Source organism: Nocardioides albidus (genome assembly GCF_006335005.1).
Classification (GTDB): Bacteria; Actinomycetota; Actinomycetes; order Propionibacteriales; family Nocardioidaceae; genus Nocardioides; species Nocardioides albidus.
The window spans coordinates 121,781-143,678 of record NZ_VDMP01000025.1; the positions used below are offsets into that span (position 1 = coordinate 121,781).

Below are 21,898 nucleotides of genomic sequence, written 5' to 3' on the forward strand. Positions count from 1 at the left end.
TGAGGAAGACCGGCTTGCCCGGGATCTGCAGCGCGGCGAGGAGCTGGCCGGACTTCGAGTAGACCCACAGGTCGGGGCGCGAGGGGTTGTCGGTGCCGGGGTTGGCGATGCCGTTGGCGCCGGCGTCGTTGATACCGTTGGGGCCGCCGGCGACGTACACCCGGCCCTTGTCGTCGACCGTGATGCCGCGGGCGGTGAACCGGCCGTCGGTGCCGTTGCCGGCGAGCCACTCGCGGGTCTGCGCGACGCCCACCTTGCCGCGGTGGATCTCGCCGCCGGTGACCTCGCTGACGTAGAAGCGGCCGCGCTTCTCGTCGGCGCCGATGCCCTCGAACTTGGAGCCGGCAGGGTTGGTGGCGGGGTCGACCGGGTCGCCGGTGAGCAGGTAGCTGGCGGCGGGGCCGTGGCCACGGTCGGGGTCGGTGTCGGCGTTCGCGGCCGTCGTACCGGCGAGCACGGCGGTGGCGAGGACGGCGGTGCTGGTCAGGGTGCTGGCGATGACGTGGATGGGCTTCATGACCCTCATCCTGCCGCCTCGTGGACGCCGGAACGTCCGGCAGCCGGCTAGTGGTCGATAGCCGAATGGTTGATGCCGCCGACCGTCGATCTCCCTACGCTGGGGCAGCCATGTCTGTCCTCCCCGCCTCCCGCCGGCCCGGCGAGCACGGCATCCTCGCGCCCGCGAGCCGCCTGGACCGGTGGCTGCTGGTCGTGCTGGTGGTGCTGCTGGCGGCCTGCGCGGCGCGGTACGTCGACCGGCACGGTCTCGGCACGACCGGCGTCGCGATCCTGGCCGGCGCGGCGGTGCTGGGCCTGGCCTACGCGACCCGCGGCCTGCTGGCCGACCGGAGCTGGTGGCCGACCGCGTGGGTCAGCGGCATGGTCGTGCTCTGGGGCGCCCTGACGGCCCTCGCGCCGTCGTTCGCGTGGTGCGCGGTGCCGGTCGCGTTCGCCGTGCTGCAGGTGCTGCCCTTCGCCTGGGCGGTGGGCACGGTCGTGCTGATGACGGTGCACCTGACGCTCGCCTGGCAGCGCATCATCAGCGGGTTCGATCCGGTGCAGGTGGCCGGGCCGATCGGCATCGCGCTGGTCACCGTGCTCGCCTACCGCGCCCTCGACAACGAGTCCCGGGCCCGGCAGGACCTCGTCGACCGGCTCGTCGAGGCGCAGGCCGAGCTCGCCGAGGAGCAGCACCGCACGGGCGCCCTCGCCGAGCGGACCCGCCTCTCCCGCGAGATCCACGACTCCGTCGGCCAGGGTCTCTCCAGCATCAACCTGCTCCTCCAGGCCGCCGAGCAGGCCTGGGACAGCCAGCCCGCGACCGCGCGCGGACACGTGCGCACCGCGGCCGCGACCGCCCGCGACGGTCTCGACGAGGTACGCCGGGTGGTGCGCGACCTCGCTCCCGCCGACCTCGCCGGCGACGTCACCGGCACCGCCCTGCCCGACGCGCTGCGCCGCGCGGCCGACCAGTGGGCCCAGGCGGCGCCCGGCATGCGGGTCGAGGTCCGCGTGGACGGCGCGCCCGCCGTCGTACCTCCCGACGTGGCGGCGGCTCTGGTCCGCAGCGCCCGCGGCGCCCTCGCCAACGTGCGCGAGCACGCCCAGGCCCAGCGGGTCGCGCTGACCCTGACCTACCACCTCGACGAGGTGGTGCTCGACGTGCGCGACGACGGCCGCGGGTTCGAGCCCGCGCACGTGCGGGCCTCCGGGACGCGGGGCCGCGGGCTGGCCGGGATCCGCGACCGGGCCCGGGCGCTCGGCGGCCGCGCGGACGTCGAGAGCGCGCCGGGCGAGGGCACGACCGTGTCGATCCGCTTCCCCGTCCCCGCCCCCACGGCACCCCCGCACGCACCCCCGCAGAAGGAGATCCGATGATCCGGATCGTGCTGGTCGACGACCACCCCGTCGTGCGCGCCGGACTCCGCGCGCTCGTAGACGGCCAGGAGGACCTGTCCGTGGTCGGCGAGGCCGACGGACTGGCCCGGGCCCGTGAGGTGGTCGGCGCCGACCGGCCCGACGTCGTCCTCATGGACCTCAGCCTCGGCGACGGACAGGCCGGAGGCGCCGAGGTCACCGCCGCCCTGCGCGCGCTGCCCGAGCCGCCGGAGGTGCTCGTGCTCACCACCTACGACACCGAGTCCGACATCCTGCGCGCCCTCGAGGCCGGCGCCCGCGGCTACCTCCTCAAGGACGCACCGCCCGAGGAGCTGTTCGCCGGCATCCGCGCCACCGCCCGCGGCGAGACCGTCCTGGCCCCGTCGGTCGCCGCCACCCTGGTCCGGCGGACGACGCCCGGTGCCGTGACGATCACCGAGCGCGAGGTCGAGGTGCTCGAGCTGCTCTCCCGCGGGCTCGGCAACAAGGAGATGGCGCGCGAGCTGTTCGTCTCCGAGGCGACCGTGAAGTCACACCTCTCACACATCTACACCAAGCTCGGCGTCGACACCCGGGCCGGCGCCGTCGCCGCCGCGATCGAGCGGCGGATCATCCGGGCCTGAGTCGCAATCCACCGAGCTGAGGAGGCACCCTGTCATGACCGTGTCCGCCGAGGACCTGCGTCACCTGGAGCGCTGCGTCGAGCTGGCCGAGGCCGCTGTCGCGGCCGGCGACGAGCCGTTCGGCTCGGTGCTGGTGGCCGCCGACGGCACCGTGCTGATGGAGGACCACAACCACGTCAGCGGCGGCGACCGCACCCGGCACCCCGAGCTCGCCATCGCGCTCTGGGCGGCCGAGCACCTGCCGCCGGCCGATCGCGCCGGGCTGACCGTCTACACCTCGGGCGAGCACTGCGCGATGTGCGCCGCGGCGCACGCCTGGGCCGGCCTCGGCCGGATCGTGTTCGCCACCTCCACCCCGCAGCTCGTCGCGTGGCTCGACGAGCTCGGCCTCCCGCCCGCGCCCGTCGCCCCGCTGCGGATCGCCGACGTCGCGCCCGGGGTGCCGGTCGACGGCCCGGTGGAGGAGTACGCCGAGCGGGTCCGGGCGCTGCACGTCCGGCATCACCGGGGCTGATCGGGCTCTGAGTCAACCGAGTTCGGCGAGCGGCACCTTCGGGTCGCGGACGGCGTCGCTCGCCGGGCGTCCGACGACCGCGCGCAATGGGTCGATCGCGTCCCAGTCGTTCAGGTGCATGCCGGCGACCACGCGGTCGCCGCGCAGCCACAGCACGCTGCCCTGGCGGGCGGCGAGATCGCCGCGGACCACGAGGTCGTCGTAGCCCTCCGGACCCGGGTGGCCGACGTACTCCATGCCGAGGTCGTACTGGTCGGTGAAGAAGTAGGGCAGCCGGGTGTAGGGCTCGTCCTCGCCGAGCATGACCCGCGCGGCGTGGCGGCCGTGCTGGATGGCGGTGTCCCAGTGCTCGACGCGGACCCGGCCGCCGAGGGCGGGGTGGTCGTGGTTGGCGACGTCGCCGGCGGCGAGGACGTGGGGGTCGGAGGTCCGCAGCCGCGCGTCGACCAGGACGCCGTTGTCGACGGCCAGGCCGCCGGCGGCGGCGAGCGAGTCGGACGGCGTGACGCCGACGGCGACCAGCAGCAGGTCGGCGACGACGGGCTCGACGTCCTCGAGCCGCACCACGGCCGCGCCGTCGTCGTGCTCGACCCCGCTCACGCTCACGCCGAGGCGCAGGTCGACGCCGTGCTCGCGGTGCAGGTCGGCGAACACCGTCGCGAGCTCGTCGCCGAGCACCCGCTGCAGGGGGAGGGGCGCGGACTCCAGGACGGTGACCTCGGCGCCGCGCTGGCGGGCCGCGGAGGCGACCTCGAGCCCGATCCAGCCGGCGCCGATGATCGCGATCCGGGAGCCCTCGGTCAGCCGGTCGCGCAGGGTCAGTGCCTCGTCCAGCGTGCGCAGGTGGACGACCGGGGCGCCGGAGGAGTCGGCCATCGGCAGGTGGCGCGGCTGGGCGCCGGTCGCCAGCAGCAGCCGGTCGTAGGGCACCTCCTCGGCGCCGAGGCGCACCCGGCGCCGGTCGAGGTCGATCGCCGTCGCGGGCGTGCTGACGCGAAGGTCGACGTCGCGCTCGTCGTACCACTCGCGGTCGTGGACGAAGACCGAGTCGGGCTCGTCGGAGCCGAGCAGCAGGCCCTTGGAGAGCGGGGGCCGCTCGTAGGGGACGTACTGCTCCTCGCCGACGACCACGATGTCGCCGGTGTGGCCCTGCTCGCGCAGCTCGTCGACCGCGTTGGCCGCCGCCAGACCGGCGCCCACCACCACGATGTTCATCGCCGCCCCCTCGTCAGGTCGAGGAACTCCGCCCGGCTGCGGGCGTCGTCACGCAGCTGGCCGAACAGGGCCGAGGTGAGGGTCCGGGAGCCGGTCGCGCGGGCGCCGCGCAGGCTCATGCAGGTGTGCTGGGCGTCGATGACGACCCCGACGCCGCGCGGCTCCAGGGCCCGCTGCAGGTGGTCGGCGATCCGCTTGGTCAGCCGCTCCTGGGTCTGCGGCCGGCGGGCGTGGTGGTCGACCATCCGCGCGAACTTCGACAGCCCGAGGATCCGGCCCCCGGGCAGGTAGCCGACGTGGGCGACGCCGACGAACGGCAGCATGTGGTGCTCGCACAGGGACTGGACCGGGATGTCCTCGACCAGGACCAGCTCGTCGTACTCGTCGTCGTTGGGGAAGGTCGTCAGCTCGAACTCCGGCGGCGAGGTCAGCTCGACCAGCGCGTCGACCATCCGTCGCGGCGTGTCGACGAGGTGCTCGACGCTCAGGTCGAGACCGAGCGCGCTGAGCAGGTCGACGGCGGCCACCTGCGCGGCCGCACGATCGACCGACGGGGCCTCGGTCACGATCCGCGGGCGCCACCGGTCTTCTAAAACGGTCATACGTTCTATTTAGAACCCGGTCGGCCCGCTTGTCAACCGCCACTGACCGCCGCGAGCACGGCGTCGAGCTTCGCCTTGAGCTCGGGCACCTCGTCGAGCAGCACCAGCTTGTCGTTGAGGTCGCCGAGCAGCCCCTCCACCTGCCCGAGCACCTCCCGCGTCTGCGCCAAGGTCGCGTCGACGGTGGTCAGCTTGCCGTCGACGTCGGCCAGCGTCGTGCCCACCGTGCCGAGCGTCGTGTCGACGTTGGCGAGCGCCACCTCGGCGTTCTTGAGCACCTTGTCGGCGCGCTTGAGGACGTCGGCGACGGGGTTGAGACCCACGGGTTTCTCCTTCGGTACGACGGACGCGTGGGGCAACTGTGTCAGTTCAGCCGGCCCAGCACGGGTTCCGACTCGACGAGCCCGGCGTCGCTCGGCTCCTCGCCGCGGCCGAACACCCGCTCGTGCTGCTTGGCCCGCCAGGCCAGGTGCGCCTCGGCCGGCCGCTCGTAGCCGTAGCGCCGCTGCGCCTCGTGCGGCGTGAGGACCTCCGGGTTCACAGGCGGCACGCCGAGCAGGACCGGCGCGACCACCGGGACCGTGCTGGGAGACAGCAGCCGGAGGATCCGCAGCTGGAGCGTCGCGCTCATCGCGATCGCGGCGAACGTCGTGCGGAGCACCGGCCGGGCCACGACGTCCATCGCCCGCGGCTGGGTCACCCCGCCCATCTCCCGCATCCAGTGCGGGAGCGTCGCGATGACGCCGGCCCGGAAGAACCGGCCGACGACCCACCGCGCCGGCCGCAGCACGGGCGGCACGTCGACCAGCTGGCGCACGTCCATGAGATGGGCCATCGCGCGGCGGGCGATGGGCGAGCCGGACATGGCCGGGCGCATCCGCTCGTAGTACGCGTGCAGCTCGGCGCGCGAGCGCGGCACGTCGTCGGGCGAGCAGGTCTGCAGCTCGGCGGCGCGGGCGCACTCCGCCCAGTACTGGGCCTCCTCCGCCTCGGAGAGCCGGCCCGGCCCGTACATCTCGTAGGCCTTCAGGACCGAGTGCCAGCCGGTGACGAGGATCCACAGCTGGGAGTCGGGGTCGTTGGCGTCGTACCGCCCGCCGCCGTAGGGCTCGGTGCCGATCGCCTTGCTGTGCACCTTCACCAGGACGTCGGCCGCGTGGGCGGCCGTCCGGCTGTCGCCGAACGCGACGAGCGCGAAGTAGTGGATCGTGCGGTCGTAGCGGGTCCTCGGACGCCGGTAGATGTCCTGGGTGCGGTCGACGGAGGCCACCAGGTCGGGGTCCAGCTCCTCGACGACGACCGCTCGGCTGAAGCCGATGGTGAGCGACGTCGGGTAGCCCCAGACCTTCCAGGCCACCGACCCGGGGCCGAAGAAGCCGTGGTCGACGGCGGGCGCGATCTCGCGGGAGCCCCCGCGGCGGTCTGTCGGTAGGAGAGCCATCGCCCCAGAATGCTACACATGTGTAGTAAATGGAAGAGCGGTCTAGGGTGGCGCCATGTCCGAGCCGGCCCGCAAGCGACGCCCGTACGCCGCCCGCGTGCCGATGGCCGAGCGCCGCGAGCAGCTGCTCGACGCCGCGCTGACCGTCATCGACCGCGACGGCTACGACGGGGTGTCGATCGACGCCATCGCCAAGGAGGCCGGGGTGACCCGGCCGGTGGTGTACGGCGCCTTCGACGGGCTCGGCCCGCTGCTGAGCGCCCTCCTCGACCGTCAGCAGCAGCGCGCGATCGCCCAGCTGTACGCCGCGCTCCCGCTCACCGCCCTCGCCAGCACGCCGCGGAGGATCGTCGAGCGAGCCGTGCCGGCGCTGCACGCGATGGTGCTCGCCGACCCGCTCACCTGGCGAGCGATCCTGCAGTCGCCGGCGAACGTGCCGGACGTCGTCCGCGACCGGATCGAGAGCGACCGGGCCCGCGTGCGCGGCACGATCGAGACGATGCTCGCCGCCGTCCTCCCCGCCGGGACGGACGTGGAGGTGCTCGCGCACGCGATCCTCGCGGTCCTCGACCACTTCGGCCAGCTCGTGCTCGCCGAGCCGGAGCGGTTCACCGCCGAGCGCCTGACCGCCGCCGCACGCGCGATGATCGGAGCATGGCTCCCGTGAGTTCCCCCCTCGTCCGGCTCGCGACCCCCGCCGACGCGTTCGTCGTCGGCGGCCTGCTGTTCGACTTCAACACCGAGTTCGAGACGGCCACGCCGAGCGCGGCCGACTTCGGCGACCGGTTCACCACACTCCTGGCCCGGCCGGACGTCCTCGTCGTCCTGGCCGAGGACCCGGCCGGCGAAGCGACCGGGTTCGGCTACCTCACCCTGCGCCCCACGCCGTACGGCGACGGCCCGCTCGCCCAGCTCGAGGAGCTCTACGTCCTCCCCGACCTGCGCGACCGCGGCATCGGCACCGCCCTGCTGACCCGGGCGCTGGCCGAGGTGGAGAGCAGGGGCGCGATCGAGATGCTCATCAACGTCGACGAGGTCGACGTCGACACGCGCCGGTTCTACGAGCGGCACGGGTTCACGAACATCGAGCCCGGCCAGGACTACCGGATGCTGTGCTACCTGCGCGAGCTCGCGTGAGCCTCTTCAAGACGTTGTCGGCGCGGACAGGCATGGTGGAGCCATGACCACTCCCGTCACCGAGCTCATCGCCTTCACCATCGACTCCGCCGACGCCGCCGCGCTCGCCCGGTTCTACGCCGACCTCACCGGCGGCGAGGTGACCGGGGACTACCCCGAGTACTGCTACGCCTCCGCCTCCGTCCTGGGCGCGACCTTCAACTTCCAGACCGTGCAGGACTACGCGCGCCCCCAGTGGCCGGGCCAGGAGCACCCGCAGCAGTTCCACCTCGACTTCCGGGTCCCCGACCTGGAGGCGGCGACCGAGCACGCCACCTCGCTCGGCGCGACGGTCGCCGACACGCAGCCGGCCGCTGCGGTGGGCGGCGCCTGGCGGGTCATGCTCGACCCCGACGGCCCCCCGTTCTGCCTCTGCCCGCCGCAGGAGTGACACCGGACCGGTCAGCCGGCGACGCGGATGAGCTTCTTGTTGACGAACTCCTCCATGCCGTAGCGGCCGAGCTCGCGGCCGAAGCCGGAGCGCTTGATGCCGCCGAAGGGCAGCTCCGCCGCGTCGAGGCCGACGCCGTTGACGAAGACCATGCCGGCCTCGATCTGGTCGGCGACGCGCTGGGCCTGGTCGGGGTCGGTGGAGAAGACGTACGAGCCGAGGCCGTACGGCGTGTCGTTGGCGATCTCCACGGCCTCGGCCTCGTCGGCGACGCGGAAGACCATGGCGACGGGGCCGAACAGCTCCTGGTGGTAGGCCGGGTTGTCGGTCGTGAGGCCCGACAGGACGCCGCTCGGGAAGAACGCGCCCTTGCGCTCGCCGGCCGAGGTCAGCTGGGCGCCGCCGTCGACGGCCTGCGCGACCTGCTTCTCGAGGGTGTCGGCGGCGGTGACCGACGACAGCGGGGAGCCCTCGGAGGCGGCGAGGAGCTTCTCGGTGAACTTGGCGACGAAGTCGTCGTAGAGCACGTCCACGACGATGAACCGCTTGCCGCCGTTGCAGACCTGGCCGGCGTTGTCCATCCGGGCGAAGACGGCGGCGTCGACGGTGGCGTCGAGGTCGTCGCTGGACAGCACGATGAACGGGTCCGAGCCGCCGAGCTCGAGCACGACCTTCTTCAGGTGGCGCCCGGCGATCTCGGCGACCGCCGCGCCGGCCCGCTCGGAGCCGGTGAGGGAGACGCCCTGGACCCGCGGGTCGGCGATGATGTCGGCGACCTGGTCGTTGGTGGCGTAGACGGTCGTGTAGGCGCCCTCGGGGAAGCCGGCGTCGCGGAAGATCTGCTCCTGCATGGCCGCCGAGCGCGGGCACTGCGGCGCGGGCTTGAGCAGGATGGTGTTGCCGGTGACCAGGTTGGGCCCGGCGAACCGGGCGATCTGGTAGACGGGGAAGTTCCACGGCATGATCCCGAGCAGCGCCCCGACCGGAGCGCGACGGATGACCGCGGTGCCCTCGCCCTCGCCGAGCTCGATCGGCTCGTCGGCGAGGAAGCGCTCGGCGTTGTCGGCGTAGAACTCGTAGATCGCGGCCGAGAAGTCGACCTCGCCCTCGGCGTCGGCGAGCGGCTTGCCCATCTCCTCGACCATGGTCGCGGACAGCTCGGCGCTGCGCTCGCGGTGGAGCTCGGCGACCCGGCGGACGAGGGCGGCGCGCTCGGCAACGGTGGTCTTGCGGCCCCACGAGGAGTATGCCGCCGCGGCGGCGTCGATGGCAGCCGCGATGTCGGCGTCGGTGGCGGTCGGGACGGTCTCGACCAGCTCTCCCGTGGCGGGGTTGCGGACGGCGTACTCCGTCATCTGCTGGGTCATGGGGTGGTGCTCCTTCTGCGGTTCGGGTGGTGCGGGGTGGTGGGGTGCCTCAGCGGACGCCCTCGACGTCGGAGGACAGCCGCTGCGCGAGCCAGACGGGGATGATCGAGAAGATGATCAGCACGACCGCGACGACGTTGACCACCGGGGCCTGGTTGGGGCGGAACATGTTGTTGAGGATCCAGATGGGGAGCGTGGTGGCTCCCTGTCCGGCCGTGAACGTCGTCACGATGATCTCGTCGAAGCTCAGTGCGAAGGCAAGCATGCCACCGGCGAGCAGGGCTGAGCGCAGTTGCGGCAGGGTGACCAGCCGGAAGGTCGTCCAGACGCCCGCGCCGAGGTCGGCGGAGGCCTCCTCGAGGCTGGTGCCCATCCGCCGCAGCCGGGCCTGCACGTTGTTGAAGACGGTCACGATGCAGAAGGTCGCATGCGCCACGACGATCGTCCACAGCGCGAGGTCCACGCCCATGATCCCCTTGAAGCCGTTGTTGAGCGCGATGCCGGTGACCACGCCGGGCAGGGCGATCGGCAGGATCACCAGGAGGTTCACGGCGTCCTTGCCGAAGAAGGAGTAGCGCTGCAGGGCGAGGGCGAGCAGGGTGCCCAGGATCAGGGCGAGGACGGTCGCGACGACCGCCACCTGGAGGCTGGTCACCAGTGCCTCGCGGGCCCCGTCGCTGTGCGCGGCCCGGCTCCACCAGTCGAAGGTGACGCCGTCGGGCGGCCAGGTCATCGACTGGCTGGGGTTGACCGAGTTCGCGACGACGACCAGCAGCGGGACGTAGATCAGGGCGAGCACGCCGAAGGTGAGGCCGCCCAGGACGCGGCGGGAGAGCGGACTGAGGGTCATCGGACGCCTTCTCTCAGATAGCCGGCCATCACAGGTTGTCCAGGGCGCCGGTACGACGGATCGCGGTCAGCAGCACCAGCATCACCACGATCGGGATCATCGCGATCGCCGCCGCCAGCGGGAGGTTGTTGGCCGCGCCCGCGTTGATGTAGACGAGGTTGCCGAGCATCTGGTTGGCGCCGCCGACGATGTTCACGGTGATGTAGTCGCCCATCGTCAGCGAGAAGCTGAAGATCGCGCCCGCGACGATGCCCGGGACGAGCAGCGGGAGGACGATCGAGCGCAGCACCAGCCCGCTCGGGGCGCCCAGGTCGCCGGCCGCCTCGAGCAGCGAGTCGGGGACCCGCTCGAGAGAGGCGAAGATCGGGAGGATGACATAGGGCAGCCAGATGTAGGCCTGGGTGATGACCACCGCGGTGAGGCCGTAGCCGGGCGAGCCGAAGCCGGTCCAGTCCGCGAGGCCGCCCTCGGAGAGCACCACGCGCCAGGAGAACACCTTCACCAGGTAGCTGGCCCACAGCGGGGTGAGCACGGCGACCACCAGCATCCGCCGGACGCGGGGGGTGGCGACCTTCGCCATGTAGAACGCGATCGGCAGCGCGATCGCCACGTCGATGACCGTCACCGCGACCGCGACGCCGAGCGTGCGGAGGGTGACCGTGCGATAGACCTCGTTGTCGACGAGCGTGCGGAAGTTGTCGAACGTCCACGATCGGTCGATCTCGCTGGTGAGGCTGTCCACCGACCACAGCGACGTGATCAGCAGCGCCGCCAGCGCGACGACGTACACCAGGAGCATCCAGGCGAGCGGCGCGGAGAGCAGGAGCGAGAGCCGGAGCCACACCATGCGGTGCAGCAGCCGGGACCCCGGCCGGGCCACCGGCCCCCGCAGTGCGGGGTCGGTGGTCCGGCCGGGCCGGGTGTCAGCGGACGTGGCGGACATGATCAGCCCTTGATCTCCGTCCAGGCCTCGGTCCACTGCGCGTAGTCGGTGCACTCGACGTCGGTGCGCCCGTCGAGGCACTCCTTGACCGGGGTGCGCCAGAACCACAGCTGCTCGGCGTACTCCTGGTCACCGGCGTGGAAGGTCTCGCAGTGCTTCGGGTCGGTGGTCTGCTCGCAGGCCTCGGGGCTGTTGGGCGCCTCGCCGAAGTACTCGGTCGCCTGCGCGTTGGCCTCGGGGGACAGGATGTAGTCCATCCACTTGTAGGCGCAGTTGGGGTTCTTCGCCTGCGACGACAGCATCCAGGTGTCGTTCCACGCCGTGGCGCCCTCGGTGGGCAGCGTGACGTCGACGTCGGGGTTCTTGATGTTGTTCTTGATGACCTGCCAGGTGGTGCCGACCACCGAGTCGCCGGTCTCGAAGGCCTGGATCTCCTTCAGGTAGTCCGACCAGTACTCGCCGACGTACTTGCGCTGCTCCTTGAGCAGCGCGACGGAGGCGTCGAGCTGCTTCTGGTCGAGCGCGTAGGGGTTCTCGATCTTCAGCTCGGGCTGGGTCTTCATCAGGTAGAGCGCGGCGTCGGCGATGTAGATCGGCGAGTCGTACGCCGTCACCTTGCCCTTGTTCTTCTCCAGCTGCGCCTTGTCGAACACCGCGCCCCACGACGTGGGCGGCTCGGCGAAGTTCTTCTTGTTGAACATCAGCAGGTTGGCGCCGTAGCCGTGCGGGACGCCGTAGTTCTTGCCGTCCACGGTGTTCCACTCGGTGTTCTTGAGGAAGTCGTAGACGTTCTCGTAGTTGGGGACCAGGTCGGTGTTGATCGCCTGGGCCTCCTTCGACGCGACCAGGCGCAGCGACAGGTCGCCGGAGGCGGCGATGACGTCGTACTCGCCGGACTTGGCGAGGTTGAACGCCTCGTCGGAGGTGCCGTAGCTCTTGCTGGTGACCTCGCAGCCGGTCTCCTTCTCGAAGGGGGTGACCCAGTCGACCTCGGGGTCGTTGCTGCCGTCCTCGACGTAGCCGGGCCAGGCGAGGATGGAGACCTTGCCCTCGGTCTTGCCGATCTTCTCGACGGCCTCGACCTTCTTGTCGTCGTCACCGCCGCCGCACGCGCTCAGCGCGGAGACCGACAGCAGGGTCAGACAGGCGGCGGCCACGCGGCCTTTCCGGAAGGTGTTCTTCATCGGTTCTGTCGCTTTCTCGTTGGTTGCAGGGAGCATTCAGGAGCTGGTTCGGGAGCTGGTTCAGGAGCTGAGGGGTACGACGTCCGCGCGGGCGAACCGGACGGTCACGTCCTCGCCGCGGTGCTCGCGGGTGTCGAGCGAGCCGGTCGACTGCTCGAGGGCGACCAGCTCGACACCGTCGGAGGTGCGCAGGTGCACGCGGTTGCCGGTGCCGAGGTAGATCGTCTCGACGACGACCGCGTCGAGCCGGACCTCGCCCTCGCGCGGGGTCTCGGTGTCGGAGCCGGGCGAGAGCCGCAGCCGCTCGGGCCGCACGGCGTGCTCGCCCGCGACGCCGAGGATGCGCTGGGAGGTCTCGGCGTCGAAGAGGTTCGTGGTGCCGACGAAGCCGGCGACGTACGCCGAGGACGGGTTCTCGTAGATCTCGCGCGGGGTGCCGAGCTGCTGGATGCGGCCGGCGTCAAACACCGCGATCCGGTCGCTCAGCGTCAGCGCCTCCTCCTGGTCGTGGGTGACGAACACGAAGGTGATGCCGAGCTCGCGCTGGAGCTGCTTGAGCTCGACCTGCATCTGCTCGCGCAGCTTGAGGTCGAGGGCGCCGAGCGGCTCGTCGAGGAGCAGCACCCGCGGCTGCAGCACGATCGCCCGGGCGAGGGCGACGCGCTGCCGCTGGCCGCCGGAGAGCTGGGCCGGGCGGCGGGCACCGAGGTGGCCGAGGCGCACCGTCTCCAGCGCCTGCCGGGCGCGCTCGCGGCGCTCGGCCTTCTTCATGCCGCGCACCCGCAGCCCGTAGGCCACGTTGTCGAGCACGCTCATGTGCGGGAAGAGCGCGTAGTCCTGGAACACGGTGTGCACGTCGCGCTCGAAGGGCGCGGAGCGGGTGACGTCGGACCCGCCGAGCTCGACCGTGCCGGCGGTGGCCTGCTCGAAGCCGGCGATCAACCGCAGGACCGTGGTCTTCCCCGAGCCGGACGGGCCCAGCATCGAGAAGAACTCGCCGTCGGCGATGTCGAGGTCGACATGGTCCACCGCCACGACGTCGCCGTAGGTCTTGCGCAGCCCGCGCAGCGAGATGGCGGGGTGGTCGGCGGCTCCCCCTGGGGTCGCCGTCTCGGCGGGAGCGCTGGTCGGGAGCGACATCGGATGTGCCTTTCGTCACGTACGGATCGGCGTTAAGATATGACTTCAGAGTTCAAAGCACAAGGGGTTGCGGCAGGATTGCTCCGTCAGGTCGCGCACCGGGCCGACACGGGTCCGACCGGACCCGACAGGACCCGACAGCACCCGAGAGGAGGAGTCAGGGTGGCCGTGCCGTTCTACGGACGAGCGTCCGCCGCGGTGTTCTCGCCGCTGGAGTCGCTGAGCCGCTCCGAGCTCGTCGTCCGCCGGCTCACCGACGCCATCGCCCTCGGCCTGCTCCCCGACGCCGAGCAGCTCCCCGGCGAGCTCGACCTGGCCGGCATCTTCGGCGTCTCCACCGTGACGGTGCGCGAGGCGCTGTCGGTGCTGCGCTCCGAGGGGCTGATCGAGACCCGGCGCGGGCGCGGCGGCGGCAGCTTCGTGCGCACCCCGGAGAACGGGATCAGCCATCTCGCCCGGCGCCGGCTCGACGGCTTCAGCCTGGGCGAGCTGCGCGACCTCGGCGACGTCTACGCCGCCATCTGCGGCGCCAGCGCCGCGCTGGCCGCCCGCCGGTCCAGCCCCGACGACATCGACCGGCTGCAGCGCGTGGCCGACGCCCTCGAGCACGCCGAGAAGCCCGATGCCCGTCGGCGTGCCGACGCGCAGTTCCACATCGAGGTGGCCGCTGCCGCCCAGTCGCCGCGGCTCTACCACGAGGAGGTCGGGCTCCAGGCGGAGTTCGGCACGCTGCTGTGGCTCGCCTTCGGCGACGACGACAGCCACGCCCAGATGGTCCGCAGCTGCCGGGCCGTCGTCGCCGCGATCGCCGCGCGCGACCCCCGGGCCGCCCGCGAGGCGGCCGAGCAGCGGGTGAGCGACTCCACCGCCCGTCTCATCGACTACCAGCTCAGCGAGGCCAGCAGATGAACGCACCCACGGGACGCCTCTCCCCCGCCGAGGTCGCGCCGGTCGTCGACGCCGTCGCCGAGATCGCCGACCACGCCTTCGGGCTCGCCGACGCGATCGCCACCGCCGTCGCCGAGACGCTCGCGGACCGCGCCGCCCCGCGTCGTACCGACCTCGCGGCGGTGGAGCCGCTGGTCGTTCCCGTCCTCGGTGACCAGCGCCAGCCCGTCCAGGGCGCCGGCTTCGTGGCCGCGCCGGGCGTCCTCCAGGACGCCGAGTGGTGGCTGGAGTGGTTCGCCCGTGACGCCGACGGCCGCCCCCAGCGCCTGGTCACCCACTCCGAGCCGCAGGCGATCGGGTTCTACGAGTACGAGCACCTGCCGTGGTTCGTGGTCCCCCGCGAGACCGGTCACCGCCACGTGACCGGCCCGTACGTCGACTACCTGTGCACCGAGGAGTACACCCTCACCTTCACCGTCCCGGTGCTCGTCGACGGCCGGTTCTGCGGGGTCGGCGGCGCGGACGTCGCCGTCAAGAACGCCGAGCAGGCGCTGCTCCCGGCGCTGCGCGCGAGCGGGCAGCGGATCGCGGTGGTCAACAGCTTCGGCCGGATCCTGTCGAGCAACAGCGGCCGGCACCTGTGCGGCGACCTGCTCGACGGCATCGCGTTCGACGACGTGCCGCCCGACCAGCGCGTCGCCGACCTCCCCCTCGCGGTGGTCGCCGTCGACTGAGCGACCGGTGGCGGCCGCGCACCTCAACCGGCAGCAGGTCGGCGGTAGGTCAGGTGGGTGACGTGCGACGTGGTCCGGGAGGCGACGGGCTCGAGGCCCAGCGGTCCGACGCCGTCGAACATCCGGGAGCCGGAGGCCAGCCCGGCGACGTACGGGGAGACGTGCAGGCGCAGCTCGTCGAGATGTCCTGCGGCGAGACAGGCGTTGATCGTGGAGGCGCCGCCGGCGATGGCGACATTGCGCTCGCCCGCGGCGGCGCGGGCGAGCGCCATCGCCGCCTCGAGGCCGTCGGTGACGAAGTGGAAGGTGGTCCCGCCGGCCATCGGCAACGGGTCCCGCGCGTGGTGGGTGAGGACGAACACCGGCGCGTGGTACGGCGGGTCCTCGCCCCACCAGCCGCGCCAGGCGAGGTCCCACTCCCCGCGTCCGGGCGTGAACATGTTGCGGCCCATCACGAAGGCGCCCGCGTCGACGATCGCCGCGACCTCGGCGGCGTTGTCGTCCCCGTGGTCGAACATCCAGCTGTGCAGCCGGCTCTCGTCGATCGAGCCGAACGGCCGCTCCAGCGACTGGTCGGTCGCGGCGCCGAAGCCGTCGAGGGTGATGCTGATGTCCGCCGTCACGATGCCCATGCCGGTGGAGACCGGAAGGGCGGCGCGGACTCATCGCCGGTCGTGGGAGGATCCGGTCCGTGCTGGGCATCACCGACCTGCCGACGTACCTCGTCGGCCTGATCCTGATCATCCTGCTGCCCGGCCCGAACTCGCTCTACGTCCTGTCGGTGGCGGCGCGCCGCGGCGTGCGGGACGGGTACGCCGCCGCGGCCGGGGTGTGGACCGGCGACGCCGTGCTGATGACGCTGTCAGCCGCCGGGGTGGCATCCCTCCTGCAGGCCAACCACGTCGCGTTCGCGATCGTGAAGTACGTCGGCGCCGGCTACCTCGGCTACCTCGCGTTCACCATGCTGCGCGGCGCGCTCCTGATGTGGCGTCAGCGTCGTCGCGCGGTGAAGGCGGTCGAGGAGGGCGCGCCGCCGCCGGTCCCCGGTGAGCGCCCGTACCGCCGAGCGCTGGTCATCAGCCTGCTGAACCCGAAGGCGATCTTGTTCTTCGTCGCGTTCTTCGTGCAGTTCGTGGACCCCGACTACGCCCACCCCGCGCTGTCGTTCCTCGTGCTCGGCACGCTCGCGCAGATCGCGAGCGTCGCCTATCTCAGCGCGCTCATCTTCGGCGGAACCCGGCTCGCCGCGGCGTTCCGCCGGCGCAAGGGTCTCTCCGCCGCGGGCACCTCGGCGGTCGGCGCGATCTTCCTCGGATTCGCGCTCAAGCTGTCGCTTGCCCACGCGTGACCCAAGGCGTACGTATCGCTTCTTGTCTGGACGTACGTGCGAAGGTACGGTCGAGGACATGGCCCACCCCGTCAGCCCGTCGCAACTCCGGCAGGACATCTACCGGTTGATCGACCGCGTCATCGACACGGGTGAGCCGCTGGAGATCGAGCGGAAGGGCCACCGGCTGCGGCTCATCGCCGACGAGCCGGTCGACCGTCTGTCCCGGATCAGCGGCAACCCAGCGGCGGTGGTGGGCGATCCTGACGACCTGATCAGCATGGACTGGTCGGCAGAGTGGAGCGCCGACCACGCTCTGGACCCGCAGTGACAGCACTCCACTTGGACACCCATGTCGTGGTGTGGCTCTACATCGAACGTCACGACAAGATCCCCCCGGATACCCGGGCGCGCATCTCCAGAGAACCCGTGCGCCACTCACCGATCGTCCGGCTCGAGCTCGCCTACCTTCAGGAGATCGGTCGGCTCACCGACTCTCCCGACCAGGTCCTCGGCGAGCTCGATTCCGCGCTGGGGCTGACCGAGACCACGCACCCGTTCGGGCATGTCGTGGACAAGGCCGCTCACCCGATCCTCGGGCAGCCCTGGTTCACCCGTGACCCGTTCGATCGCCTCATCGTGGCAACCGCACTCGCCGAGAAGTCGCTGCTGGTGACGGGGGACGCGCGCATCCGGGAACACCTGCCGGACCACACGATCTGGGATTGACCCGTTCGACGTCCGGCGAGTGGCGCTCGAGGTCACCAGGTGACGGCGTCGCAGGCCGCTGAACGGTGGCCCTCGACCTGCAGCGTCGCGTGCTCGATCGCGAACTGCTCGCGCAGCAGCAGCTGACCCCGGCGCAGCACGCTCGCCCCGTCGGCGCCCTCGACGAGGACGAGGTGGGCGGTCGCGACGTTCATCCCGGAGGTGAGGGTCCACGCGTGCAGGTCGTGGACGTCGCAGACGCCCTCGATGGCGCCGAGCGCACCGGTCACGGTGTCGATGTCCACGCCGGCCGGCACGTGCTGCCCGAGCACGGCGAGCACCTCGCGGCCGAGCAGCACCGCGCGGACGGCGACGAAGGCGCCGATGAGGAAGGCCGCGACCGCGTCCCACACGCCGTGGCCGGTCGCGACGATCAGCACGCCCGCCACCAGCACCCCGACGCTGCCCGCGGTGTCGGCGACCACCTCGAGATAGGCGCCCTTGACGTTGAGCGACTCCTGCGCGCCGCCGCGCAGCAGGGCCATCGCGACGAGGTTGACCACCAGCCCGAGCAGGCCGACGAGCAGCATCGGCCCGGCCGCGATCTCCGGGTCCTCGCCGATCCGGCCGATCGCGGCGACCACGACGTAGACCGCGACGCCGAGCATCATCAGCACCGCGAGGCCGGAGGCGAACACCTCCGCGCGATACGAGCCATAGGTACGACGACCGGTGCTGTCCGCGCGGGTGGCGATCTTGGTCGCGACCAGGGCCGCACCGAGGGTCACGACGTCGGCGGCCATGTGCCCGGCGTCGGAGATCAGCGCGAGGGAGCCGCTGACCAGGCCGACGACGAGCTCGACGACGAAGAAGGCCGCGATCAGCCCGAACGAGACGCTGAGCCGCCAGCGGTGGCGTCCGCCGGCGTGCCCGGCCGCGCTGTCACCGTGTCCGTGTCCGTGCCCGACGCCCATCACCGGTCCTCTCTCCGGGGCCACGCTACAGACGTATCCTCGGGTTCGTGATGACGCCGTGATGATGCGACCGGCCGAGCTCGAGGGCGTGCGCGCCGGCACCGTCGACCTCGCCTTCCGCCGCTGGGACCGCCCCCGGGTCAAGGTCGGGACGCGCCTGCGCACGGCGGTCGGGGTGATCGAGGTGACGAGCGTCGAGGAGGTCGCGCTCTCCCGGCTGCGCGCCGAGGACGCCCGCCGCGCCGGGGCCGCCTCGCTGACCGCGCTCAAGGACGCGCTGGCCGCGCGCCCGGACCGCCCGGTCTTCCGGGTCGGCCTGCGCTACGGCGGCACCGACCCTCGCGAGACGCTGCGCAACGAGATCCCCGAGCCGGGCGAGATCACCACGATCCTCGCCGGCCTCGACCGCCTCGACGCCGCCTCGCCGATCGGCCCGTGGACCCGGGACACCCTGCGGATCATCGACCGCCACCCGGAGGTCCGCGCCCCCGACCTGGCCGCGCAGTTGGGCCGGGAGACACCAGACTTCAAGAAGGACGTGCGCAAGCTCAAGGAGCGCGGACTGACCGAGTCGCTGGCCATCGGCTACCGCCTCTCCCCACGCGGCGAGACCGTCCTCGACCACGAGGACGGCCCGCGCGAGCGCGCCCCGCGTCGTACCGGAACGCCGCTGCCCCGCACCATCGGCGCCCCCGCCACCCGCGCCCTGCGCGCCGTCGACGTGCACACGCTCGAGGCGGTCAGCGGCTGGCGCCGCGAGGACCTGGCCGCCCTGCACGGAGTCGGCCCGATCGCGCTCGACCGGCTGGAGGCGGCGATGGCGGAGATGGGTCTCGGCTATGCGTCCTGAGCGCGGACGCACGCGCCGCCGCCTCGCCTGCGCGGCCGGCGCCGTCGCGCTCGCCGCGGGCCTCGTCGGCTGCGGCGACGACGGGGGGCACGACGATCACCGCGAGCCGGCGGCGATCGAGACGGCCCGCAACGGCGACGTGTTCAACACCGCCGACGTCGAGTTCGCGACGATGATGATCCCGCACCACGCGCAGGCGCTGCAGATGGCGCTGATGGCGCAGGACCGGCCGCTGTCGCCCGAGTTGCGCGCGCTGGTCGACCAGATCCAGGCCGCCCAGACGCCCGAGGTCGAGACCATGACCACCTGGCTCACCGACTGGGACAAGGAGATCCCGCCGACCTCGATGGACCACGTCCACGGCGGGCACCACGGCGAAGGGGCCGAGATGCCCGAGGACATGGCCACCATGCCGGGGATGATGAGCACCGAGCGGATGGAGGAGCTCGAGGACTCCTCCGACACCGCGTTCCCCGAGCTCTGGATGACGATGATGATCGAGCACCACGAGGGCGCGATCACGATGGCCCGGACCGAGCAGGAGGACGGCCGGTTCGCCGACGCGATCGCGCTCGCGGAGTCGATCGAGGAGGCCCAGGCGGCCGAGATCGACACGATGGAGGACCTGCTCGGCGAATGAGCCGGGCGGGGATGTCACATCCCGCCACGCAGCGGTGTCTTCATGTCGACCACCCCCCCACGAAGGAGGACGACATGAGCACCACCTCGACCGTCACCGCCCGCATCCCCGCCGCCCCGATCACCGGCCTGTACGGCGCGCTGGTCAAGAGGTTCGCCGGCCGGATGTTCGGCCGGGTGCCGGAGTCGCTCGGCGTGCTGTGGCACCACCTGCCGGCCCTCAAGGCGAGCATGGCCTACGGCCAGAAGCTGCAGAAGTGGGACGAGTGCGACGAGACGCTCAAGACCTACGCGCACATGGCCGTCGCCTCCCTGGTCGGCTGCTCGTGGTGCCTGGACTTCAACTACTTCATGGCACGCGACAAGGGCCTCGACGAGGACATGGCGCGCGAGGTGCCGCGCTGGCGCGAGTCCGACGTGTTCAGCCCGTTGGAGCGGCAGGTGATGGAGTACGCCGAGGCGGCCAGCCTGACGCCGCCGACGGTCACCGACGAGATGGTCGAGCCGCTGCTCGCCGCCCTCGGCCCGGCCGGGCTGATCGAGCTGACCAACGTGATCGGGTTCGCCAACCTGACCACCCGGTCCAACGTCGCGCTGGGCATCGAGTCCGAGGGCTTCGCGGCGGCCTGCGGCATGAGGCCGCTGGCCGAGCGGCCCGCCGTAGGCTCGCCGGCATGAGCGGAGCCGACCCCTTCGTCACCCACCGCAGCCTGCTCTTCACCGTCGCCTACGAGATGCTCGGCTCGGCGGCCGACGCCGAGGACGTCGTACAGGAGACCTGGCTGCGGTGGGCCGACCGCCTCGCTCAGGAGGACGCGACGCCGGTGCAGGAGCCGCGCGCCTATCTGGTGCGGATCGTCACCCGTCAGGCGCTCAACCGGCTGCGCACCCTGTCGCGCCGGCGCGAGGAGTACGTCGGCGAGTGGCTGCCCGAGCCGCTGCTCACCGCGCCCGACGTGGCCGAGGACGTCGAGCTCGCCGACAGCGTGTCGATGGCGATGCTCACCGTGCTCGAGACCCTGGGGCCCACCGAGCGGGCGGTGTTCGTGCTGCGCGAGGTGTTCGAGCTGCCGTACGACGAGATCGCGACCGCCGTCGGCAAGACGTCGGCCGCGGTCCGCCAGATCGCGACCCGGGCCCGCAACCACGTGGCGGCTCGTCGGCCGCGGGTCGACGTCGACCGCGCCGAGCAGCAGGCCGTCGTCGAGCGCTTCCTCGCCGCGGTGCAGGGCGGCGACCTGCAGGGCCTGCTCGACGCCCTCGCCCCTGACGTGGTCCTGCTCGCCGACCACGGCGGGGTCGCTCAGGCGATCCGCAAGCCGCTGCACGGCGCCGAGCCGGTGGCTCGTCTGCTGGCGAACTTCGCCACCTTCGCACCCGACGGCGTCGTGGAGCCGGTGTGGATCAACGGCAGCCTCGGCGCGCGGATCGACGCTCGCGGCGAGGTCACGGCGGTCAGCCTGGAGTTCGAGGACGGCCGGATCACCCGGATCCTCGTGGTGCGCAACCCGGCCAAGCTGACCTCGCTGAGCGAGGAGATCGCGCTCAGCCGGGCTGCGCAGGAGTAGCGCAGCAGCAGTTCCGGCGGCACGGCCGCCTCGTCACGCGACCAGTGCCGCGTTCCTGACCAGCGTCGCCAGTGCCTCGCGTCCGCTGGCGAAGTCTGGTGCCGCGCCCCGCGCCTCGGCCGCCGCGATGGGCTCCGTCATTGTGCGGTCCAGCCTCCGTCGATCACGAAGGACGTCCCCGTGGCCATCCGGGCCGAGTCGGACACGAGCCAGCTCACGCACTGGGCGATGTCATCGATCTCGATCATCTTCTTGATCGCGTTGCGCTCGAGGAAGACCGACGCAGCGACCTCCTCCTCGGGGATCCCGTGCACCTCCGCCTGCTCGGCGATCTGGTCCCTCACGATGGCGGTCATCACATAGCCGGGGTTCACACAGTTGCTGGTCACCCCGTGCGGGCCCCCCTCGGCGGCGGTCACCTTGGAGAGGCCCTCCAGCGCGTGCTTGGCCGTCACGTAGGCGACCTTGTACGGCGACGCACGCAGTCCGTGCACCGAGGACACGTTCACGATCCGCCCCCAGTTGCCGGCGTACATGTGGGGCAACGCGGCGCGGATCAGCAGGAACGGGGCTTCGACCATGATCCGCTGCATCTGTCGGAAGCGCTCGGGGTCGAACGCCTCGATGGGCGCGACCGTCTGCACACCCGCGTTGTTGACCAGGATGTCGACCGGCAGGCTCAGCGACTCGAGCCGTGCGGTGTCGCTCAGATCGATCGCCCAGGCCTCGCCGTCGATGGAGGCGGCCACCGCCTCGGCGCGGTCACCGTCGATGTCGGCGACCGTGACCTTCGCGCCACGGCTCGCGAGGAGACGTGAGACCGCCTCGCCGATACCGCCACCGGCCCCGGTGACGAGGGCCGAGCGACCGTCGAGGTCCAGCATGG

At 72.0% G+C, this 21,898-nt stretch carries 27 protein-coding genes and 1 pseudogene; 15 read left to right on the forward strand and 13 right to left on the reverse strand.

Annotated elements, in window-relative coordinates:
* A pseudogene (locus tag FHP29_RS22235) lies at nt 1-517 on the reverse strand (hypothetical protein); the annotation flags it as partial.
* 110 nt (nt 518-627) lie between these two features.
* Here FHP29_RS22235 and FHP29_RS13695 point away from each other — a divergent pair.
* Genes FHP29_RS13695 through FHP29_RS13705 form a run of 3 tightly spaced genes read left to right on the forward strand, consistent with a single transcriptional unit; the run spans nt 628 to nt 3,015 of the window.
* On the forward strand, nt 628-1,878 hold the full coding sequence (locus FHP29_RS13695; RefSeq protein WP_139623436.1) for a sensor histidine kinase: 1,251 nt from the start codon (nt 628-630) through the stop codon (nt 1,876-1,878).
* Nucleotides 1,875-2,501 carry a response regulator gene (locus FHP29_RS13700; RefSeq protein WP_139623437.1) on the forward strand — a complete coding sequence of 209 codons (627 nt, stop codon included), beginning with the start codon at nt 1,875-1,877 and terminating at the stop codon, nt 2,499-2,501. Before FHP29_RS13695 ends, FHP29_RS13700 begins: the two co-directional genes overlap by 4 nt.
* 34 nt (nt 2,502-2,535) lie before the next feature.
* The gene (locus tag FHP29_RS13705) at nt 2,536-3,015 is read left to right on the forward strand and encodes a deaminase (protein ID WP_139623438.1); all 480 of its coding nucleotides are present in this window, start codon (nt 2,536-2,538) and stop codon (nt 3,013-3,015) included.
* A gap of 12 nt (nt 3,016-3,027) precedes the next feature.
* Here FHP29_RS13705 and FHP29_RS13710 read toward each other — a convergent pair whose 3' ends face one another.
* Genes FHP29_RS13710 through FHP29_RS13725 form a run of 4 tightly spaced genes read right to left on the reverse strand, consistent with a single transcriptional unit; the run spans nt 3,028 to nt 6,273 of the window.
* Complete coding sequence (locus tag FHP29_RS13710) at nt 3,028-4,230, reverse strand: NAD(P)/FAD-dependent oxidoreductase (RefSeq protein WP_139623439.1); 1,203 nt, start codon at nt 4,228-4,230, stop codon at nt 3,028-3,030.
* Nucleotides 4,227-4,832 carry a GTP cyclohydrolase I FolE gene (folE, locus tag FHP29_RS13715; protein ID WP_139623440.1) on the reverse strand — a complete coding sequence of 202 codons (606 nt, stop codon included), beginning with the start codon at nt 4,830-4,832 and terminating at the stop codon, nt 4,227-4,229. The genes FHP29_RS13710 and folE overlap by 4 nt, the downstream gene beginning before the upstream one ends.
* Nucleotides 4,833-4,864: 32 nt before the next feature.
* Nucleotides 4,865-5,155, reverse strand: a complete 291-nt coding sequence (locus FHP29_RS13720; protein ID WP_139623441.1) for a hypothetical protein — start codon at nt 5,153-5,155, stop codon at nt 4,865-4,867.
* Nucleotides 5,156-5,196: 41 nt separating this feature from the next.
* Nucleotides 5,197-6,273, reverse strand: coding sequence for an oxygenase MpaB family protein (locus tag FHP29_RS13725; protein WP_139623442.1), 1,077 nt, complete (start codon nt 6,271-6,273; stop codon nt 5,197-5,199).
* A gap of 55 nt (nt 6,274-6,328) precedes the next feature.
* On the opposite strand from FHP29_RS13725, the gene FHP29_RS13730 reads away from it, so the two are divergent.
* From FHP29_RS13730 to FHP29_RS13740, 3 genes are read left to right on the forward strand one after another with little or no spacing between them, the layout of a single operon-like run.
* Nucleotides 6,329-6,940: a TetR/AcrR family transcriptional regulator gene (locus FHP29_RS13730; protein ID WP_139623443.1), complete on the forward strand. Its 612-nt coding sequence runs from the start codon at nt 6,329-6,331 to the stop codon at nt 6,938-6,940.
* Nucleotides 6,937-7,410: a GNAT family N-acetyltransferase gene (locus tag FHP29_RS13735; RefSeq protein WP_240044502.1), complete on the forward strand. Its 474-nt coding sequence runs from the start codon at nt 6,937-6,939 to the stop codon at nt 7,408-7,410. Before FHP29_RS13730 ends, FHP29_RS13735 begins: the two co-directional genes overlap by 4 nt.
* Nucleotides 7,411-7,453: 43 nt before the next feature.
* Nucleotides 7,454-7,840 carry a VOC family protein gene (locus FHP29_RS13740; RefSeq protein ID WP_139623445.1) on the forward strand — a complete coding sequence of 129 codons (387 nt, stop codon included), beginning with the start codon at nt 7,454-7,456 and terminating at the stop codon, nt 7,838-7,840.
* Between the two features lie 11 nt (nt 7,841-7,851).
* Here the strand turns inward: FHP29_RS13740 and FHP29_RS13745 are convergent, their stop codons facing one another.
* From FHP29_RS13745 to FHP29_RS13765, 5 genes are read right to left on the reverse strand one after another with little or no spacing between them, the layout of a single operon-like run.
* Entirely contained in the window at nt 7,852-9,207 is a 1,356-nt protein-coding gene (locus FHP29_RS13745) for an NAD-dependent succinate-semialdehyde dehydrogenase (protein ID WP_240044503.1), read from the reverse strand.
* Nucleotides 9,208-9,256: 49 nt separating this feature from the next.
* Nucleotides 9,257-10,057 carry an ABC transporter permease gene (locus tag FHP29_RS13750; protein WP_139623446.1) on the reverse strand — a complete coding sequence of 267 codons (801 nt, stop codon included), beginning with the start codon at nt 10,055-10,057 and terminating at the stop codon, nt 9,257-9,259.
* A 28-nt stretch (nt 10,058-10,085) separates the two neighbouring features.
* Entirely contained in the window at nt 10,086-11,000 is a 915-nt protein-coding gene (locus tag FHP29_RS13755) for an ABC transporter permease (protein WP_192904021.1), read from the reverse strand.
* 2 nt (nt 11,001-11,002) lie between these two features.
* Nucleotides 11,003-12,184 carry an extracellular solute-binding protein gene (locus FHP29_RS13760; RefSeq protein WP_139623447.1) on the reverse strand — a complete coding sequence of 394 codons (1,182 nt, stop codon included), beginning with the start codon at nt 12,182-12,184 and terminating at the stop codon, nt 11,003-11,005.
* 60 nt (nt 12,185-12,244) lie between these two features.
* Nucleotides 12,245-13,324: an ABC transporter ATP-binding protein gene (locus FHP29_RS13765; protein WP_139623448.1), complete on the reverse strand. Its 1,080-nt coding sequence runs from the start codon at nt 13,322-13,324 to the stop codon at nt 12,245-12,247.
* A gap of 162 nt (nt 13,325-13,486) precedes the next feature.
* Between FHP29_RS13765 and FHP29_RS13770 the strand changes: the two genes are divergently transcribed.
* A complete protein-coding gene (locus FHP29_RS13770; protein ID WP_205014105.1) occupies nt 13,487-14,233 on the forward strand; it encodes a FadR/GntR family transcriptional regulator in 747 nt (248 codons plus the stop codon).
* Entirely contained in the window at nt 14,230-14,946 is a 717-nt protein-coding gene (locus tag FHP29_RS13775) for a cache domain-containing protein (RefSeq protein ID WP_139623450.1), read from the forward strand. The genes FHP29_RS13770 and FHP29_RS13775 overlap by 4 nt, the downstream gene beginning before the upstream one ends.
* A 23-nt stretch (nt 14,947-14,969) precedes the next feature.
* On the opposite strand, the gene FHP29_RS13780 is transcribed toward FHP29_RS13775, so the two are convergent.
* Nucleotides 14,970-15,578, reverse strand: coding sequence for a dihydrofolate reductase family protein (locus tag FHP29_RS13780; RefSeq protein ID WP_139623451.1), 609 nt, complete (start codon nt 15,576-15,578; stop codon nt 14,970-14,972).
* Nucleotides 15,579-15,637: 59 nt separating this feature from the next.
* Between FHP29_RS13780 and leuE the strand changes: the two genes are divergently transcribed.
* From leuE to FHP29_RS13795, 3 genes are read left to right on the forward strand one after another with little or no spacing between them, the layout of a single operon-like run.
* Complete coding sequence (gene leuE / locus FHP29_RS13785; protein WP_139623452.1) at nt 15,638-16,294, forward strand: leucine efflux protein LeuE; 657 nt, start codon at nt 15,638-15,640, stop codon at nt 16,292-16,294.
* A 58-nt stretch (nt 16,295-16,352) separates the two neighbouring features.
* Nucleotides 16,353-16,604, forward strand: a complete 252-nt coding sequence (locus FHP29_RS13790; protein WP_139623453.1) for a type II toxin-antitoxin system Phd/YefM family antitoxin — start codon at nt 16,353-16,355, stop codon at nt 16,602-16,604.
* Nucleotides 16,605-16,615: 11 nt separating this feature from the next.
* The gene (locus FHP29_RS13795; protein ID WP_205014114.1) at nt 16,616-17,002 is read left to right on the forward strand and encodes a type II toxin-antitoxin system VapC family toxin; all 387 of its coding nucleotides are present in this window, start codon (nt 16,616-16,618) and stop codon (nt 17,000-17,002) included.
* Nucleotides 17,003-17,034: 32 nt separating this feature from the next.
* On the opposite strand, the gene FHP29_RS13800 is transcribed toward FHP29_RS13795, so the two are convergent.
* A complete protein-coding gene (locus FHP29_RS13800) occupies nt 17,035-17,979 on the reverse strand; it encodes a cation diffusion facilitator family transporter (RefSeq protein ID WP_476703665.1) in 945 nt (314 codons plus the stop codon).
* Between the two features lie 37 nt (nt 17,980-18,016).
* Between FHP29_RS13800 and FHP29_RS13805 the strand changes: the two genes are divergently transcribed.
* The 4 genes from FHP29_RS13805 (at nt 18,017) to FHP29_RS13820 (ending at nt 21,012) form a co-directional block, all read left to right on the forward strand.
* Nucleotides 18,017-18,805, forward strand: coding sequence for a hypothetical protein (locus FHP29_RS13805; protein ID WP_205014116.1), 789 nt, complete (start codon nt 18,017-18,019; stop codon nt 18,803-18,805).
* Nucleotides 18,795-19,445, forward strand: a complete 651-nt coding sequence (locus FHP29_RS13810) for a DUF305 domain-containing protein (RefSeq protein WP_139623455.1) — start codon at nt 18,795-18,797, stop codon at nt 19,443-19,445. The genes FHP29_RS13805 and FHP29_RS13810 overlap by 11 nt, the downstream gene beginning before the upstream one ends.
* 74 nt (nt 19,446-19,519) lie before the next feature.
* Complete coding sequence (locus FHP29_RS13815; protein WP_139623456.1) at nt 19,520-20,122, forward strand: carboxymuconolactone decarboxylase family protein; 603 nt, start codon at nt 19,520-19,522, stop codon at nt 20,120-20,122.
* The gene (locus tag FHP29_RS13820) at nt 20,119-21,012 is read left to right on the forward strand and encodes an RNA polymerase sigma-70 factor (protein WP_139623457.1); all 894 of its coding nucleotides are present in this window, start codon (nt 20,119-20,121) and stop codon (nt 21,010-21,012) included. Before FHP29_RS13815 ends, FHP29_RS13820 begins: the two co-directional genes overlap by 4 nt.
* A 137-nt stretch (nt 21,013-21,149) precedes the next feature.
* Here FHP29_RS13820 and FHP29_RS13825 read toward each other — a convergent pair whose 3' ends face one another.
* Nucleotides 21,150-21,896, reverse strand: a complete 747-nt coding sequence (locus FHP29_RS13825; RefSeq protein WP_139623458.1) for a 3-hydroxybutyrate dehydrogenase — start codon at nt 21,894-21,896, stop codon at nt 21,150-21,152.
* Between the last annotated feature and the right edge of the window lie 2 nt (nt 21,897-21,898).

What these genes read in the sequence shown, in the direction of transcription:
- FHP29_RS13695 (WP_139623436.1), top strand. Translation starts at nt 628, where the DNA reads ATGTCTGTCCTCCCCGCCTCCCGCCGGCCCGGCGAGCACGGCATCCTC.
- FHP29_RS13700 (WP_139623437.1), top strand. Translation starts at nt 1,875, where the DNA reads ATGATCCGGATCGTGCTGGTCGACGACCACCCCGTCGTGCGCGCCGGA.
- FHP29_RS13705 (WP_139623438.1), top strand. Translation starts at nt 2,536, where the DNA reads ATGACCGTGTCCGCCGAGGACCTGCGTCACCTGGAGCGCTGCGTCGAG.
- FHP29_RS13710 (WP_139623439.1), bottom strand. Translation starts at nt 4,230, where the DNA reads ATGAACATCGTGGTGGTGGGCGCCGGTCTGGCGGCGGCCAACGCGGTC.
- folE (WP_139623440.1), bottom strand. Translation starts at nt 4,832, where the DNA reads ATGACCGTTTTAGAAGACCGGTGGCGCCCGCGGATCGTGACCGAGGCC.
- FHP29_RS13725 (WP_139623442.1), bottom strand. Translation starts at nt 6,273, where the DNA reads ATGGCTCTCCTACCGACAGACCGCCGCGGGGGCTCCCGCGAGATCGCG.
- FHP29_RS13730 (WP_139623443.1), top strand. Translation starts at nt 6,329, where the DNA reads ATGTCCGAGCCGGCCCGCAAGCGACGCCCGTACGCCGCCCGCGTGCCG.
- FHP29_RS13740 (WP_139623445.1), top strand. Translation starts at nt 7,454, where the DNA reads ATGACCACTCCCGTCACCGAGCTCATCGCCTTCACCATCGACTCCGCC.
- FHP29_RS13745 (WP_240044503.1), bottom strand. Translation starts at nt 9,207, where the DNA reads ATGACCCAGCAGATGACGGAGTACGCCGTCCGCAACCCCGCCACGGGA.
- FHP29_RS13750 (WP_139623446.1), bottom strand. Translation starts at nt 10,057, where the DNA reads ATGACCCTCAGTCCGCTCTCCCGCCGCGTCCTGGGCGGCCTCACCTTC.
- FHP29_RS13755 (WP_192904021.1), bottom strand. Translation starts at nt 11,000, where the DNA reads ATGTCCGCCACGTCCGCTGACACCCGGCCCGGCCGGACCACCGACCCC.
- FHP29_RS13760 (WP_139623447.1), bottom strand. Translation starts at nt 12,184, where the DNA reads ATGAAGAACACCTTCCGGAAAGGCCGCGTGGCCGCCGCCTGTCTGACC.
- FHP29_RS13765 (WP_139623448.1), bottom strand. Translation starts at nt 13,324, where the DNA reads ATGTCGCTCCCGACCAGCGCTCCCGCCGAGACGGCGACCCCAGGGGGA.
- FHP29_RS13775 (WP_139623450.1), top strand. Translation starts at nt 14,230, where the DNA reads ATGAACGCACCCACGGGACGCCTCTCCCCCGCCGAGGTCGCGCCGGTC.
- FHP29_RS13780 (WP_139623451.1), bottom strand. Translation starts at nt 15,578, where the DNA reads ATGGGCATCGTGACGGCGGACATCAGCATCACCCTCGACGGCTTCGGC.
- FHP29_RS13790 (WP_139623453.1), top strand. Translation starts at nt 16,353, where the DNA reads ATGGCCCACCCCGTCAGCCCGTCGCAACTCCGGCAGGACATCTACCGG.
- FHP29_RS13805 (WP_205014116.1), top strand. Translation starts at nt 18,017, where the DNA reads ATGATGCGACCGGCCGAGCTCGAGGGCGTGCGCGCCGGCACCGTCGAC.
- FHP29_RS13810 (WP_139623455.1), top strand. Translation starts at nt 18,795, where the DNA reads ATGCGTCCTGAGCGCGGACGCACGCGCCGCCGCCTCGCCTGCGCGGCC.
- FHP29_RS13815 (WP_139623456.1), top strand. Translation starts at nt 19,520, where the DNA reads ATGAGCACCACCTCGACCGTCACCGCCCGCATCCCCGCCGCCCCGATC.
- FHP29_RS13820 (WP_139623457.1), top strand. Translation starts at nt 20,119, where the DNA reads ATGAGCGGAGCCGACCCCTTCGTCACCCACCGCAGCCTGCTCTTCACC.
- FHP29_RS13825 (WP_139623458.1), bottom strand. Translation starts at nt 21,896, where the DNA reads ATGCTGGACCTCGACGGTCGCTCGGCCCTCGTCACCGGGGCCGGTGGC.